At 70.6% G+C, this 14,821-nt stretch carries 12 protein-coding genes; 7 read left to right on the forward strand and 5 right to left on the reverse strand.

Going from position 1 to position 14,821, the window contains the following annotated elements; genetic code table 11:
• Nucleotides 1–461 precede the first annotated feature (461 nt).
• Genes FJ108_15505 through FJ108_15515 form a run of 3 tightly spaced genes read left to right on the forward strand, consistent with a single transcriptional unit; the run spans nucleotide 462 to nucleotide 3,873 of the window.
• Complete coding sequence (locus FJ108_15505; protein MBM4337289.1) at nucleotides 462–1,145, forward strand: glutathione S-transferase; 684 nt, start codon at nucleotides 462–464, stop codon at nucleotides 1,143–1,145.
• A 31-nt stretch (nucleotides 1,146–1,176) separates the two neighbouring features.
• Complete coding sequence (locus FJ108_15510; protein MBM4337290.1) at nucleotides 1,177–2,220, forward strand: LLM class F420-dependent oxidoreductase; 1,044 nt, start codon at nucleotides 1,177–1,179, stop codon at nucleotides 2,218–2,220.
• The gene (locus FJ108_15515; protein MBM4337291.1) at nucleotides 2,221–3,873 is read left to right on the forward strand and encodes a sulfatase; all 1,653 of its coding nucleotides are present in this window, start codon (nucleotides 2,221–2,223) and stop codon (nucleotides 3,871–3,873) included.
• Here the strand turns inward: FJ108_15515 and FJ108_15520 are convergent.
• A complete protein-coding gene (locus tag FJ108_15520) occupies nucleotides 3,858–4,964 on the reverse strand; it encodes an MgtC/SapB family protein (protein ID MBM4337292.1) in 1,107 nt (368 codons plus the stop codon). The two genes, FJ108_15515 and FJ108_15520, sit on opposite strands and share 16 nt — an antisense overlap.
• 209 nt (nucleotides 4,965–5,173) lie before the next feature.
• Between FJ108_15520 and FJ108_15525 the strand changes: the two genes are divergently transcribed.
• The 3 genes from FJ108_15525 to FJ108_15535 all read left to right on the forward strand — a co-directional run bounded on the left by FJ108_15525 (nucleotide 5,174) and on the right by FJ108_15535 (nucleotide 7,690).
• The gene (locus FJ108_15525) at nucleotides 5,174–6,070 is read left to right on the forward strand and encodes an alpha/beta hydrolase (protein MBM4337293.1); all 897 of its coding nucleotides are present in this window, start codon (nucleotides 5,174–5,176) and stop codon (nucleotides 6,068–6,070) included.
• Nucleotides 6,071–6,200: 130 nt separating this feature from the next.
• Nucleotides 6,201–6,935, forward strand: a complete 735-nt coding sequence (locus FJ108_15530) for a glycosyltransferase family 2 protein (protein ID MBM4337294.1) — start codon at nucleotides 6,201–6,203, stop codon at nucleotides 6,933–6,935.
• Nucleotides 6,932–7,690: a VTT domain-containing protein gene (locus FJ108_15535; GenBank protein ID MBM4337295.1), complete on the forward strand. Its 759-nt coding sequence runs from the start codon at nucleotides 6,932–6,934 to the stop codon at nucleotides 7,688–7,690. Before FJ108_15530 ends, FJ108_15535 begins: the two co-directional genes overlap by 4 nt.
• On the opposite strand, the gene FJ108_15540 is transcribed toward FJ108_15535, so the two are convergent.
• From FJ108_15540 to FJ108_15555, 4 genes are read right to left on the reverse strand one after another with little or no spacing between them, the layout of a single operon-like run.
• Nucleotides 7,673–8,926, reverse strand: a complete 1,254-nt coding sequence (locus FJ108_15540) for an acyl-CoA dehydrogenase (GenBank protein ID MBM4337296.1) — start codon at nucleotides 8,924–8,926, stop codon at nucleotides 7,673–7,675. The two genes, FJ108_15535 and FJ108_15540, sit on opposite strands and share 18 nt — an antisense overlap.
• Nucleotides 8,926–10,056: an acyl-CoA dehydrogenase gene (locus tag FJ108_15545; protein MBM4337297.1), complete on the reverse strand. Its 1,131-nt coding sequence runs from the start codon at nucleotides 10,054–10,056 to the stop codon at nucleotides 8,926–8,928. The genes FJ108_15540 and FJ108_15545 overlap by 1 nt, the downstream gene beginning before the upstream one ends.
• 18 nt (nucleotides 10,057–10,074) lie before the next feature.
• The gene (locus FJ108_15550) at nucleotides 10,075–11,955 is read right to left on the reverse strand and encodes an MBL fold metallo-hydrolase (GenBank protein MBM4337298.1); all 1,881 of its coding nucleotides are present in this window, start codon (nucleotides 11,953–11,955) and stop codon (nucleotides 10,075–10,077) included.
• A 32-nt stretch (nucleotides 11,956–11,987) separates the two neighbouring features.
• Nucleotides 11,988–13,511, reverse strand: coding sequence for a polysaccharide deacetylase family protein (locus FJ108_15555; protein MBM4337299.1), 1,524 nt, complete (start codon nucleotides 13,509–13,511; stop codon nucleotides 11,988–11,990).
• Nucleotides 13,512–13,613: 102 nt separating this feature from the next.
• Here FJ108_15555 and FJ108_15560 point away from each other — a divergent pair, with 102 nt between their 5' ends.
• On the forward strand, nucleotides 13,614–14,438 hold the full coding sequence (locus FJ108_15560) for a hypothetical protein (protein MBM4337300.1): 825 nt from the start codon (nucleotides 13,614–13,616) through the stop codon (nucleotides 14,436–14,438).
• Nucleotides 14,439–14,821 lie beyond the last annotated feature (383 nt).

The following is a 14,821-nucleotide window of genomic DNA, read 5'->3' on the forward strand; positions in this document are numbered from 1 at the left end:
GACGCGCACCTGGCCACGCGGCCGTACCTGTTCGGCGCGCGGCCCGCCTTCGCCGACCTGGGTCTCTTCGCGCAGCTCTACGAGGCCTGGACCGATCCGACCGTGGGAGCGCTGGTCGAGGGCCGCGCGCGAAACGTGCTCGACTGGGTGCACCGCATGCTCTGGCCGCGCGCGGAAGGCGAGTTCGAGCCGTGGTCGGCCCTCGAGCCCACGCTGCTTCCGCTGCTGCGGCGCAGCGTCGGCGCGCTGTTCCTGCCCTGGACGCTGGCCAACGCCGCCGCGCTCGCCGCGGGACGCGAGGAGTTCAGCGTCGCGCTCGACGGCAGGGAATGGACGCAGAAGCCGCAGAAGTACCACGCGAAGTCGCTACAGGCGCTGCGCGAGAAGTACGCGCGCGTGGCCGACAAGTCCGCGCTCGACGCCGTGCTCGAGCGCGCGAACTGCCTGGCGGGCCTGCGCTCGTGATCGACCTCTACACCGCGGCGACGCCGAACGGACACAAGGCCTCCGTCACGCTGGAGGAGCTCGGTCTTCCCTACCAGACCCGCGCAGTCGACCTGTCGAAGAACGAGCAGAAGCAGCCCTGGTTCCTGGCGATCAACCCCAACGGGCGAATTCCCGCGATCGTCGACCGCGAGCTCGACGACCTCGCGGTCTTCGAGTCCGGCGCGATCATGATTCACCTGGCCGAGAAGACCGGGCGGCTGCTGCCGACCGCTCCCGCGCCGCGCGCGCGCGTGCTCTCGTGGCTGATGTTCCAGATGGGCGGGATCGGCCCGATGATGGGCCAGGCCAACGTGTTCTTCCGCTACTTCCCCGAGAAGATCCAGCCGGCGATCGACCGCTACCAGAACGAGTCGCGCCGGCTGTTCGAGGTGCTCGACCGCAGGCTCGGCGAGAGCGAATGGCTGGGCGACGACTTCTCGATCGCCGACATCGCGAACTGGTGCTGGGTGCGCACGTACAAGTGGTCGGGCGTCTCGATCGACGGGCTGGAAAACCTGCGCCGCTGGCTCGACGCGATGAAGGCGCGGCCCGCGTGCCAGCGCGGAATCGAGGTGCCGGTCGCGGTCAAGAGCCTGATCGAGGACGAGAAGGCGGCCAAGGAGTTCGCCGAGCGCGCTCGCGGTATGCTGCAGCGCTGATAGAAACGAAACTCCCAGAAAGGAACTCGCGATGAAGCTCGGTATCGGTGCGGTCTCGTTCGGCCCGAAGGTTCAGATCAACATGGACATGATCCTGCGCGCGGAGGCGCTCGGGTTCGACTCGACCTGGACGGCCGAGGCGTACGGAAACGACGCGGTCAGCACCGCGACCTGGGTGCTGGCGAAGACCACGAGGATCAAGGTCGGCACGGCGATCATGCAGATGCCCGCGCGCACGCCGGCCATGGCCGCGATGACGGCGATGACGCTCGACCACCTCTCGGGCGGGCGCTTCATCCTGGGGCTCGGCCCGTCCGGCCCGCAGGTGATCGAGGGCTGGCACGGCGTTCCGTACGGCAAGCCGCTCACGCGCACGCGCGAGTACATCGCGATCATCCGCAAGATCCTCGCGCGCGAGGAACCGCTCGAGTTCCACGGCGAGGAGTACGACATCCCCGCGCGCGGCGCGGGCACGACGGGGCTTGGCAAGCCGCTGAAGAGCATCCTGCACGGAAACCCGAACCTGCCCATCTACACCGCGTCGATCAGCCCCAACGGGCTGCGCTGCGCTGGCGAGGTCGCCGACGGCGTCTTTCCGATGATGATGGACCCGGAGAAGTTCGACCGGACCTACCTGCCGTACATCGAAGAGGGCTTCGCGAAGGCGGGCGGAGGCAAGAATCTTTCGAATTTCGCGGTCGTTCCGGGCGTGAGCGTGATCGTGACCGACGAGCCCGAGAAGGCGCGAATGGCGGTGAAGGGCGGCATGGCGCTGTACATCGGCGGCATGGGCGCGCGCGACAAGAACTTCTACAACGATCTGGCCAAGCGCCTCGGCTACGAGGCCGCGGCCGTCGAGATCCAGAACCTGTTCCTGTCGGGAAAGAAGATGGAGGCCGCCGCGGCCGTTCCCGACGCGCTCGTCGACGCGGTGCACCTGGTCGGGCCCAAGGCCAAGATCCGCGACCGGCTGCAGGCCTGGAAGGAGGCCGGGCGGAAGGGCTGGGTGAACACGATGCAGATCGCGACCACGCAGCCCGAGGCGCTCGAGCTGCTGGCGCAGGAGCTGCTCTAGATGAAGTGGCTCCTGCGCGCCGGCGTCGCGATCGCGCTTCTCGTCGGCGGGGTCTGGATCTTCCAGGACCAGATCCTGCTCGCGCTGATCGCGCGCCGCGCGCAGAGCCAGTTCGCGGTCGGCCCGCATCGCCCGATCGAGTGGACGAGCGGCGCCGACCCCGCCGGGCGCGCGCCTTCGCTGCGGCCGCCGAACATAGTCGTGATCCTCGCCGACGACCTGGGCTGGAACGATCTGACACTGAACGGTGGCGGGGTCGCCGGCGGCAGCGTGCCGACGCCGAACATCGACTCGCTCGCGAAGGAGGGCGTGAACTTCACGGGCGGCTACGCGGCCAACGCCACCTGCGCGCCGTCGCGCGCCGCGATTCTCTCGGGGCGCTACGGCACGCGCTTCGGCTTCGAGTTCACGCCCACGCCCCCGGGCATGTCGTCGATCGTGCCGCGAATCGCGAACCGGATGCCCGGGCGGATCCGGCCCGTCGTGGTGAACGAGGGCGAGCAGCTCCCGTTCGACAGCCTGGGCATGCCGGCGTCCGAGATCACGATCGCCGAGCTCTTGAAGCAGGCGGACTACCACACCGTGCACATCGGCAAGTGGCACGTCGGCGGCGAGAACGGAATGGCCGCCGAAGAGCAGGGCTTCGACGAGAGCCTGCTGATGCGCAGCGGGCCGTACCGGGGCGAAGACGACCCGGGCGTGGTGAATTCGAAGCAGGACTTCGACCCGATCGACCGCTTCCTCTGGCGCGCGCTGCGCTTCGCGGCCACGTACAACGGGGGCGACGCGTTCGAGCCCGAGAAGTACCTGACCGACTACTACACCGATCAGGCCGTGCGCGTGATCGAGGCGAATCGCGAGCGGCCGTTCTTCCTGTACCTGGCGCACTGGGCGCCGCACACGCCGCTGCAGGCCACGCGCGAGGACTACGACGCGGTCTCGCACATCGCCGACCACCGCGAGCGCGTGTACGCCGCGATGATCCGCGCGCTCGACCGCGGCGTCGGACGCGTGCTCGCGGCGCTGCGCGAGAACGGCCTCGAGGAGAACACGCTCGTCTTCTTCACCTCCGACAACGGCGGCCCTAACTACATCGGGCTGCCCGAGGTGAACCGGCCCTACCGCGGCTGGAAGATCAGCTTCTTCGAGGGCGGGATTCACGTGCCTTTTCTCGCGAAGTGGCCGGCGAAGCTTCCCGCGGGCGCGAGCTACGACGCGCCCGTGATGGGCTTCGACATCTTCGCGACCGCGGCCGCGGCGGCGGGCGTCGCCGTTCCCGCGGACCGGAAGATCGACGGCGTCGATCTGGCGCCGTTCGCGCGCGGCGAGCGCGAAGGCTTGCCGCACGAGAGGCTGTTCTGGCGCTCCGGCCACAGCCAGGTGGCGCGCGTCGGCGACTGGAAGCTTCAGGTGAACGAGCGACCGCCCGGAACGGCGTGGCTCTTCAACCTGCGCGAGGACCCGACCGAGCGGACGAATCTCGCCGCGCGCGAGCCCGAGCGCGTGGCCGAGCTGCGCCGCGCGCTTGCCGAGCACAACGCAGAGCAGTCACCGCCGTCCTGGCCGTCGCTGGTCGAGATGCCGGTCTCCGTCGACAAGACGCTCGCCGTCGACGAGGCCGAGGGCGACGAATACATCTACTGGCCGAACTGAAGCCGCAAGACCAGCGCGGCGACCCCGACCGCGGCCACCGCGAGGAGCGTCGCGGCGGTGCGAAGCGCGAATCGATCGCGGCCGACCGCGAGCAGGATTCCCACCTTTCCCAGCGTGGTGCCGATCGCGACCGCCACCACCGCGAGCGCCGCGGTGTCTAGCGGGAGCTGACCATCGGCCGCGAGCCGCGCGAGCGATAGGCCTGGCGCGTCGGCGCCGACGAGCGCGGCCGCGCCCGATACCGCGAACACGCCCGCAGCGCCGAACGCGTCGCGCGTGGCCGCGAGCAGGAGCGTCACCGCGGCGTAGACCGCGGCGAACGTGAACGCGACGCGGAGCGAGAGCGGGTTCGCGAGCGGCGTTCGCTCCTCGGTATCGCGGTCGGGCGAGTGGCGCGCGAACGCCAGCAGCAGCCCGGCCGCGAACATCGCGCCGAGCGGCGCAGCCACGCGACCCGCAAGCATCGGAGCGACGATGGAGAGCATCGCCCACATGCGCAGGAACGCCGTCGACGCCGCGAGCGCGATCATCGCCTCGTAGGGGCGTGACTGCGCGGCGCCGCGTCCGGCGCGGGACCAGGCGAGCGCCGCGGCGGTGCTCGACACCAGCCCGCCGAGCAGGCCCGAGACCACGTGGCTCGCGGCGCCCGCGCGCACGCGCATCAGCACGTAGCCGGCGAACGAGAGACCCGAGATCAGCACGACCATGCGCCAGACGTCGTGCGGCCTCAGCACTCGGTACCACGGGTCGATCGCGGTGTCGGGAAGCAGAGGGAAGACGATTCCCGTGATGACCAGGAAGCGGATCAGCGCCTCCATGTCGGTGGGCGAGAGCAGGTGCGAGGCGCGGTGCAGCGCGCGCTTGGAGCGCAGCAGCACCACCATCACGATCGCGACCACGGTCGCGACCAGGCCCTCGCCCGCCTGCGCGAGCGCGCCGACCGCGAACGTGCAAAGGCTCGCGACCTCGGTGGTGTAGCCCGGGTCCAGGTTCTTCTGCGCGTCGAACTGGTAGCGCAGCACCAGGAACACCGCGGCCGCCGCGAACAGCGCCACCGCCATGAACGGGTGCACGGCGTTCGCGACCAGCACCGAGAGCGCGCCGAGCAGCGCGGTGAACGCAAACGTGCGTACGCCGGGAAAATCCTTCTTGTCGCCGCTCTCGCTCTGCGCGACCTGCCGCTCGAGCCCGACCAGCGCGCCCAGGCAGATCGCGACGAACGTGGGCAGGAGCGTGTGAAGCGCGTCCGGGATCGCGGGCCCTCCCCTATCTTCTGGACCGGATCGGCTACGCTGTCGCCATGCTGGACCCGGCGATCGGCGAGCGGACGGTGCAGGCGAACGGATTGCGCTTCCGGGTTCTGGAGGCGGGAACCGGCGACCGGCTGGCGCTCTGCCTGCACGGTTTCCCGGAGCTCGGGTTCTCGTGGCGGCACCAGCTTCCGCTGCTGGCGCAGCTGGGCTACCGCGCCTGGGCTCCCGACCTGCGCGGCTACGGCGGCAGCGACCGCCCGCAGGGCCTGCACGAGTACGCGCTCGAGAAGCTGATGGACGACGTCGCCGGGCTGATCGACGCCTCGGGCGCGAAGGAGACCGTGCTCCTCGCGCACGACTGGGGCGGCGTGATCGCCTGGCACTTCGCGCTGCGCCGCATCCGCCCGCTCTCGCGCCTGATCGTGATGAATCTGCCCCACCCGGCCGTGTTCGAGCGCGTGCTGCGCAGCGGCTGGCGCCAGCGTTTGCGCTCCTGGTACGTGCTGTTCTTCCAGATCCCGTGGTTGCCCGAGAAGCTGCTGGGAATGCGCGGCGCTCGGATGATCGGCGAGGCGTTCCGCGGCATGGCGGTCGACAAGAGCCGCTTCTCCGAGGGGGTGCTCGACGTCTACCGCCGCGCGGCGCTGGAGCCCGGCGCGCTCACCGCGATGGTCAACTACTACCGCGCGGCCGTGCGCGGCGGCGGCGGGCGCCGCCAGCGCAGCCTGGGCTACCCGAAGATCGACACTCCGACGCTGATGGTCTGGGGCGAGCAGGATACCGCGCTCGGTGTAGAGCTGACCGAGGGCACGCAGGACTTCGTCAGCGACTTCACGCTGCGGCGGCTTGCGAACGCCTCGCACTGGGTGCAGCAGGACGCGCCGGACGAGGTGAACGCGATCCTGCGCGAGTGGCTCGGCGAGGCCAGAGGACGGTCGACGTGACCGGAGACGCCTCCCCGGATCGGGCTCGCGAGCGCGCGCCGCGCGTCCTCGCCGCGGTGGTCTCGGAGCACCCGTGGATGATCGACCTGTTCCGGCTCTCGAATCCATCGCCTCGCGAAGCCGCGCCGGAATGACCGCCGCCGCGACCGTCGATCTCTCGGTCGTGCTGCCGTGCTTCAACGAAGAGGGCTGCGTGGAAGCGCTCGCCGACGAGATCGTGGCTTCGGTGAAGCCGCTCGGTCTCGACTACGAGATCCTGTACGTCGACGACGGCTCGACCGACGGCACGGTCGCCGCGCTGCTGCGCGCGCGGTCGAGGCACCCCGAGGTCCGGATCGTCCGTCATGCGACCAACCGCGGCCAGAGCGCCGCGATGGCCACCGGCTTCGAGCGCGCGCGCGGGTCCGTGCTGGTCGTGATGGACAGCGATCTGCAGAGCGATCCGGCCGACATCCCGCGCCTGATCGAGGCGCTGCGCGGCCACGATTGCGTCGCGACGAAGCGGCTCCGTCGCCAGGACGACTGGGTGAATCGGGTCGCTTCGAGGCTTGCGAACGCGTTCCGGAACGCGGTGACCGGCGAGGATCGGATCTCGGACGCCGGCTGCGCGTACCGCGCGATCCGGCGCGAGGCGCTGCGCGAGCTCTTCGTCTGGAACGGCATGCACCGCTTCCTGCCGACGATGCTGCGCCTGCAGGGATTTCGGGTCACCGAGATCGAAGTGAATCATCGGCCGCGGACGACGGGTCGGTCGAAGTACGGGATCCGCGATCGACTCTGGCGCGGAATCGCCGACTGCTTTGCGATGCGCTGGTACCGCAAGCGAGTGATCCCCGCGCAGAGGGTCGAGCCGGGCGAGTCGTGAGGCGCGCCGGCGCGCCGGACCCCGACATGCCTCCGGTCGAGCCCGGCTCGCCGAGCTCGGCGATCGCGCTCGCGGTGATCATCGCGGCCTGCCTCGCGGTCGTCTACCTGACGCCGCTTCGAGAGTGGGTTCGCGAGCTCGAGACCGGGCGGATGCCCGCGCGGCTCGCCGACCTTCGTGCGCTGGCGCGCGACGCGGGCCTGGCCGGCCAAGCCGTGTACGTCGCGGGCGGAGGACTCGCGGTGGCGGTGGGCGTTCCGCGCCTCGCCGTCGCGGCACTGGGTGGAGCCGTCTTCGGCTGGATCGAGGGAGCCGCGCTCGCGCAGGTCGGCACGCTGGTCGGCTGCTGGGCGACGTTCGCGCTCGGCCGCCGTCTCGGCCACGCCTGGGTCGCGTCGCTCGTCGCGCGCCGCTTTCCCCGGGCGGAAGCGCTCCTCGACTTCATCTCGCGCCACGGATTCGAGGCGAACGTCGTGCTTCGGCTCACGCCGGTCGGAAATGCCTTCGCGACCAATCTGCTCTTTGCCGTGAGTCGGGTGCGGCTGGCCACGTTCCTCGCCGGAACCTTCGTCGGCGTGCTGCCGACGACCGCCATCGCTGCGCTCGCCGGCAGCGCGGCCAAGGGGACGGAGCTTGCGCCGAGGCTGCTCGGCAGCGCGCTCGCTCTCGCGCTGCTGATCCTGGGCACGGTGTGGTGGACGCGCAGACTGCGCCTCGCATCGCGCGGCGACAGCCGGCTAGCCGCGCGTCGCTAGATTTTTCGGAACGTCGCGGAACGGGCCGCCGGCCTCGGGGTTCGGGTCCTTGGGCAGGCCGAGCACGCGCTCCGAGACGATGTTGCGCTGGATCTCGTCGGTTCCGCCCGCGATCGAGACCGCGGGCACCGAGAGCAGGATCTCGGCGATCAGCCCGTCCTCGGGGCCATCGCCTCCCGCGAGCATCGCGTCGCCGCCGCTGAGCAGCGTGTGCACGTGCGCGGCAGCCCGCGCGATCTGGCTCGCGTAGAGCTTGCCGAGCGACCCCTCGGGGCCGGGCGGCCGCCCGAGCACGCGCGCGGCCTTGGCGCGGCGGCCGGTCCAGTCGGCGGAGCGCACCAGCGAGAGCAGCGAGGCGATCGCCTGCCGCACGACCGGATCGGTGTTTCGGCCGGTCGCTCGCGCGCGCTCGACGACCAAATCGACTCGGCCGGCGCGCTGCGGATACCACTTGTACGGCTCCATCAGCTCGGCGACCTCTGCGCGGTACTCGTCGATCGCGCGGCCGCTGCCCTTCGGCTGGCGGCGGCGCGCCTGGATCGCGTCGAACGAGCGGCGCTCGTGCGCGAGCGTGGCCAGCGCGACGGTCCAGCCGTTTCCGACCTCGCCGATCGCGTTGGCGACCGAGACGCGCGCGTCGTTGAGGAAGACCTCGTTGAACGAGGCGTAGCCGTTCATCTGGCGCAGCGGCCGCACCACCACGCCGGGCTGCTGCATCTCGATCGCGAAATAGCTGATGCCGCGGTGCTTGGGCACGTCCCAGTTCGTGCGCGCGAGAAGCATTCCCCAGCGCGCGTGATGGGCGCTGGTGCTCCAGAGCTTCTGGCCGTTGATCACGTACTCGTAGCCGTCGAGCTCGGCGCGCGTGGTGAGCCCGGCCAGGTCCGAGCCGCTGCCCGGCTCGCTGAAGAGCTGGCACCAGCTGTCCTCGCCGGTGACGATCGGCCGCAGCAATCGCTGCTTCAGGTCGTCCGAGCCGTGCTCCAGGATCGTCGGCGCGGCCAGCGTCATTCCGCCACCGGTCGGTGTACCCACGGCGCCTGCGCGCTCGAACTCCTCGGCCACCACGTCGGCCAGCGCCACCGGGAGCCCGCGGCCGTACCACTGCGTGGGCCAGGTCGGGCAGCCCCAGCCGGAATCGGCAAGCCTGCCGCGCCACTCCAGCAGCGAGAGGTTCGGGTCCCAGTTGGCCTCGAGCCAGGCGCGGACCTCGCGTCGGACCGACTCCGCGTCCATCACAGCCCCCAGTGCCGCGCGAGAAGCTCGCGGTGCGAGGCGGGATCGCCGAGGAACACCTCGCTCGACTTCGCGCGCTTGAAGTACAGGTGCACGTCCTGCTCCCAGGTGAAGCCGAGCCCGCCGTGGATCTGGATCGCCTCGGCCGCGATCGAGAGGTACGCGTCGGAGCCTTGCGCCTTCGCGAGCGACGCGGCCATCGCGAGCTCCGCGTCGGCTTCGCTGGCCGCCTCGGCCGCGTAGTACGCGGAGGAGCGCGCGAGCTCGAGCGCGAGCAGCATGTCGGCGCACTTGTGCTTGATCGCCTGGAACGAGCCGATCGCCCGGCCGAACTGCACGCGCGTCTTCGCGTACTCGACGCTCATCTCGAGCAGCCGCTGCGCGCCGCCGCTCATTTCGCTGGCGAGCGCGACGCAGGCCTGCGCGAGCGTCTTCGCGAGCCCCGGCCCCGCCGCGCCCGCGTCGCCGAGCAGCTCCGCGCGCGCCCCCGCGAAGCCGATCCGCGCGAGCTTGCGCGTCGGGTCGATCACGGCGAGCGGCCTGCGCGAGACGCCGTCCGAGCTCGCGCGCAGGCTGAACAGCGAGAGGCCGTCGGAGCCGCGCGATCCCGGCGCACGCGCCGCCACGATCAGGAGCTCCGCGCCCGCGCCGTCGAGCACGAGCGACTTCTCGCCGTGCAGCGTCCAGGCGTCGCCGCTTCGCCGCGCCTCGAGCGCGATTCCGTCCGGGTCCCAGCCGCCGCCCGGCTCCGCGATCGCCAGCGTCGCGATCGTCTCGCCGGAGGCGATCCCGGGCAGGAGCGCCTGCTTCTGCGCGTCGCTCGCTCCGTTCAGGATCGCGTTCGCGGCCAGCACCACCGACGCGAAGTACGGCCCGCAGTAGAGCGCGCGGCCCATCTCTTCGAGCACCACGCCGATCTCGACGAAGCCGAAGCCCTGCCCGCCGTACGCCTCGGGGATCTGCACCCCGGCAAGCGCGAGCTCCTGCGAGAGCTGCTTCCAGACCGCGGGCTCGTGACCTTCGGGCGTCTCCATCAGCCGCCGCACTTCTGCGATCGGCGACGTGGTCTCGAGAAAACGCCGCACTACCCGGCGCAGCTCCTCTTGTTCCTCGCTGAAGTGAAAACGCATGGGATCGCCTCGTGGGTGCTAGGGCTCGACGATGGGGAAGCCCGATTGGAACGTGTCGAGATTGGCGAAGACGGCGCCGAGCGCGGCGGCGTCGCCGTCGAGCTTCACGTCGCCGGCGCGGATCGCGTCCTCGAAGCTCGTCTCGCCGGCGAGGATCGCGAGGAAGCGCGTTCGCGTGAGCGCGACGCTCGCGGCGGCGGCCGGCTCGTGTCGGCCCTTCACGGAATTCAGCGTGCGATTCGAGAGGGCGAGCGACCAGCGCTCGTCGAGATCCGTGAACGTGAAGTTGATCGCGAGCGATGCACCGCCGACGGCCTCTGCGCGCAGCCGGATCGCGATCGCGTCGAAGGCCTGCTCGATCGTGAGCGCGGCGACCAGGCCCGAGCGCATGATCGGCCGTGCCGGCGGCGGGCCGTTGCGCAGCTCCTGGGCTCCCATCAAGTAGGCGTTGCGGAACGTGGCCGACTCGGCCTGGTAGCCGAGCTGCTCCAGCGCGTCGGCCTGCAGCTCGCGCGCGGCTCGGTGGCCCGGCTCGGCAAAGACCAGATGATTGGCGACCTCGACCACCCAGCGGTAGTCGCCCTGCTCGAACGACGCGCGCGCCTTTTCGAGCAGCGCCTCCGCGCCGCCCATGAACGCGACGTAGCGCTTCGCGGCCTCGACGGGCGGGTGCGCGTGCAGCCGCGCGGGGTTTCCGTCGTACCAGCTCAGGTAGCGCTGGTAGACGGCCTTGGAGTTGTGCACCAGGTCGCCGTAGTAGCCGCGCGTGTGTCCGTGGGCGAGAAACTCGGGCGCGAGCTCGAGTGACTCGGCGATCTCTGGCGCGGTCAGTCCGTGATTCGCCAGGCGCAGCGTCTGGTCGTGCATGAAGCGGTACAGGTCGCGCTGCAGCGCCAGATAGGCGCGCACGTCGTCCGCGCCCCAGCGCGGCCAGTGGTGCGAGGCGAAGAAGAGCTCGGTGCGCGGGCCGAAGAGCTCGATCGCCTCGCCGATGTACTTGGACCAATTCAGCGCGTTTCGCACCTGCGCGCCGCGGATCGGCACCAGGTTGTGCATGGTGTGGGTGCAGTTCTCGGCCATGCAGAGCCAGCCGTGGTCGGGGAAGAAGAAGTTCATCTCGGCCGGCGCTTCCGTCTCGGGCGTGAGCTGGAAGACGATGCGCACGCCGTCGACGACGAGCTCCTCGCCGGTGTGCGTGATCTCCTCGCTCGGCGCGATCAGGCCCGGCGGCTCGATCGGGATGTTCTTGCCCAGCCCCGCGTCGACCTGGCCGCGCGGTCCGGGCGGAAGCAGCGGGCCGAACTGGTACAGGGCGCGCCGCGCCATCGCCGGGCCCGCGAGCAGGTTCTCGGACACGGCCTGGAACAGGAACCCTTCGGGCGCGATCACGCGGCAGCGTCCCGCGTCGACCTCGGCCTGCGTCGTCACGCCGAGCACGCCGCCGAAGTGGTCGGCGTGCGAGTGCGTGTAGATCACCGCCGTGACCGGCCGCGCGCCGAGCGTCTGGTTGGCGAGCTCCAGGCACGCGCGCGCGCACGACGCGCTGGTCAGCGGATCGATCACGATCCAGCCGCGCTCGCCGGCGACGAAGGAGATGTTCGAGATGTCGTAGCCGCGCGCCTGCCAGAGCCCCGGCGCGACCTCGAACAGGCCGTGGATCGCGTTCAGCTTCGCCTGCCGCCACAGGCTCGGGTTCACGGTGTCGGGCGGCTCGCCGTCGAGGAACGCGTAGCGACCCAGGTCCCACGCCGGGCCGAAGGGGCCCTCGATCCGGCCGGTCGCGTGCTGCGCGATCCGGCCGCGCGAGGCGCGCTCGAAGTCGGCGGGGTCGAGCTCGAAGCGGACGCGTGCGTTTGCGCTGCGGGTGTGCGAGGTGGCGGGCTTGGGCTCACGGCTCATGGCCGCATTCTGAACCAAACCGCGGCCCGGCGTCAGAACTCGCAGCAGGCCGGCGGCTCGGGCGGATTCACCGCGGCGTTGATCAGCGGGAAGACCGACGCGTCGCCGAGCGGCACGAACGTGACGCCCGCGCCGCGAAGCGCGGCGATCAGCGCGGGGAGCTGCGCGGCGGTGTTGGCCTGCGAGTCGTGCAGGATCGCGACGCCGCCGCCGTAGAGCGCGAGCCGGGTCAGCGTCCAGCCCACCATGTCGCTCTGGTACTGGGGCGGGAGCCAGCTCACGTATGCCGGGCTGCACGTGCCGCTCCCGATCGCGTAGCACCAGTCGAGCGTGTCGACGTGGAAGCCGACCATCGAGAGCCCGTACTCGCGCACCACGCCCGCGCTCGCGCAGCTCGACGCCGAGTACGGAATGCGGAAGAAGCGCGGGTGGTGACACGCGTCGCCGAGCGCGATACGGAGGTTCTGGTTGGTGACCGCGATCTCGCTTTGCATCTGCTCGACCGTGAGCGTGGTGAAGCGCGCGTGCGAGTAAGAGTGATTGGCGACCTCGAAGAGCGGGTCGGCGTGGATCTCGAGCGCGAGCGCGCGCGTCTCGGGTGTCTCGAGCTTGTAGCCGACCATGAAGAACGTGGCCGGCACGCCCTCGCTCCGCAGCGTCTCGACGATGGAAGGCGTGGTGGCCAGGTTCGGACCGTCGTCGAAGGTGAGCGCGACGCGGAGCCCGAACGGCCCCGCGTCGGGCGGCGGCTCCTGGGCGCACGAGTAGCCGCTGCCTGGGTCGAGCGTCGGCCAGTCGAGGCAGATCGCCGGGCCGAGGAACGCGTCGACGCGAATCACGAGCAGCCCCGCGTCGGGATCGACGCCCGCGAACGCGGCCGCGATGTCGGCTTCTTGCGGCGCGTCGCCCTGAAGGTCGATCGCGACCCTCTCGTACGGGGACCAATCGCGAAGCGAACCGTCGCCGAGGCTCGCGAGCACGAGCGCCATCCCGGCGCGCGAGCGGAGCCGGAGCGCCAGCGCGGCCGCGGCTGCCAGGACGAGCGCGAGCAGCGATCGCGCCTGGTTCGGAATCGCGGGAACCGCGATCGAGCCGATCGCGATCTCGATCGGCGAGCCTGCGCCGGATCCGGTCGAGCTGAGAAGCGCGTCGCCGCCGGAGGGGGCGACGAGATCGACGTAGGCGTGGGCCGTGGTCACCCCGGGAACCGCGGTGAGCGGAAGATGGGTCTCGATCAGCGTCGAGCCGGCGGTCCCATCGCCGTCCACCACGTTCCACGGGGGCGCAGGTCCCTCGCCCACCGGTGTCTCGACGCCGAACTCGCCCGTCTGCGGGTCCGCGCAGCGAGAGTGAGTGACCGACACGACCTGCCTCGTGTCCAGATCGACGACCGTCCGCAGCAGCAGCTCGACGCCGGGCACGGTGCCCTCGGCGGTCGCGCTCGGGCAGCCCGTGCCGGGATTGCGGTCCAGATCGAGCCGCACGGCCAGTACGGCCTGGTCGGCGCGTGCGGCGCCCGCGAGCGCGAGGAGCAGGGCCAGCAGGCCGGCGATCACGGGATCGAGCCTACCACGCCGCCGCTCGGCCGAAGCCAGGAATTCGCGGCCGCGGCGGGGAGCGTGCTAACAGATCGGAGGGTCCGAGAAGGAGGCGTTTGGATGGGCGACACGAGACGATCGATCGCGCTCGGATTGGCGCTGGCCGCCGCACTGACTGCCGCGCCGCGTGACTCGCGCGCGGCGGATTCCGACAAGCCGAGCTACGAGGTCGGGCTCTACGTCTGGGGCAACTCGCTGGTGAGCGAGATCGACACCGACGAAGGCTCGGCGACCTCGCGCATCCCCTTCTCGGACCTGCTCGACAACCTGAACGTCGCGGCGATGCTCCGCGCGCGCGCGAACTTCGACAAGCTCTCGCTGGTCTTCGACGGCGAGTACTTCGATCTGGAGAGCGACACGCACCGGCAGACGATCCGGCTCGGGCCGCAGGGCAACCTGGAAGTCGAGGCCAGCGCGAAGGTGAAGCTCGTGCAGTACATCCTCGAGCTGAACGCCGGCTACCAGATCTTCGATCTCGACGCGCCCTACTCGCTGGTCCGCGGCGACGAGCTGCGCACCCGCGGCGAGCTCTACGCGGGCGCGCGCTACCTGTCGATGAAGCCCGAGGTCGAGGTCCAGGTCGGCGCGCAACGCACGGACATCGGCAACTGGGAGAGCTGGGTCGACGGCGTCGTCGGCGCGCGACTCGCGTTCGACCTGTCCGAGAACGTCGCGCTCGGCGTCCAGGGCGACGTCGGCGGCTTCGACATCGGCCAGTCCTCGAAGTTCGCCTGGATGCAGATCACCTCGCTCTCCTGGCGCTGCTCCGACAGCATGACGCTCGCCCTCGGCTACAAGTTCCTCGACGTGAAGCGAGAGGTCGGCGACAACACGATCGACATTCAGCTCCGCGGCCCCTTCATCGCGACGTTCGTGCGCTTCTGACCGGACCGGCTCCGGCCGCGCATGACGAGAACGAGCAGAGCGATCGCCGCGCCGACGAGCGTCGCCGCGGATGGCTCGGGCACGAATACCAGCTCTTGGATGTTCAGAGTTGCACTGACTTCGAAGAAGGTCGTAGAGCCACCGAACCAGGCGCCCTCGACGACCGTGTAAGCGATGCCCCTCGTTGCATCGCTTCCGAAGATGACTTGGTTCGGAGACAAGACGCGCACCGGAAACGGTCTGACCAGCGGGTACCCTGGCTCCAGGACCGCATACTGGTCAGTGAACGGGGTCGGAGACAGGTCTGCGCGCTTCAGACTGCCGGCCCAGCTGGAGGCATAAGTGGTGAAGAAGCCTACCGTCTCTCCGGCGACGATGTTGAG

This window comes from Deltaproteobacteria bacterium (genome assembly GCA_016875225.1).
Lineage (GTDB): Bacteria > Myxococcota_A > UBA9160 > SZUA-336 > SZUA-336 > VGRW01.

What these genes read in the sequence shown, in the direction of transcription:
- FJ108_15515 (MBM4337291.1), top strand. Translation starts at nt 2,221, where the DNA reads ATGAAGTGGCTCCTGCGCGCCGGCGTCGCGATCGCGCTTCTCGTCGGC.
- FJ108_15540 (MBM4337296.1), bottom strand. Translation starts at nt 8,926, where the DNA reads ATGGACGCGGAGTCGGTCCGACGCGAGGTCCGCGCCTGGCTCGAGGCC.
- FJ108_15525 (MBM4337293.1), top strand. Translation starts at nt 5,174, where the DNA reads ATGCTGGACCCGGCGATCGGCGAGCGGACGGTGCAGGCGAACGGATTG.
- FJ108_15560 (MBM4337300.1), top strand. Translation starts at nt 13,614, where the DNA reads ATGGGCGACACGAGACGATCGATCGCGCTCGGATTGGCGCTGGCCGCC.
- FJ108_15510 (MBM4337290.1), top strand. Translation starts at nt 1,177, where the DNA reads ATGAAGCTCGGTATCGGTGCGGTCTCGTTCGGCCCGAAGGTTCAGATC.
- FJ108_15550 (MBM4337298.1), bottom strand. Translation starts at nt 11,955, where the DNA reads ATGAGCCGTGAGCCCAAGCCCGCCACCTCGCACACCCGCAGCGCAAAC.
- FJ108_15545 (MBM4337297.1), bottom strand. Translation starts at nt 10,056, where the DNA reads ATGCGTTTTCACTTCAGCGAGGAACAAGAGGAGCTGCGCCGGGTAGTG.
- FJ108_15530 (MBM4337294.1), top strand. Translation starts at nt 6,201, where the DNA reads ATGACCGCCGCCGCGACCGTCGATCTCTCGGTCGTGCTGCCGTGCTTC.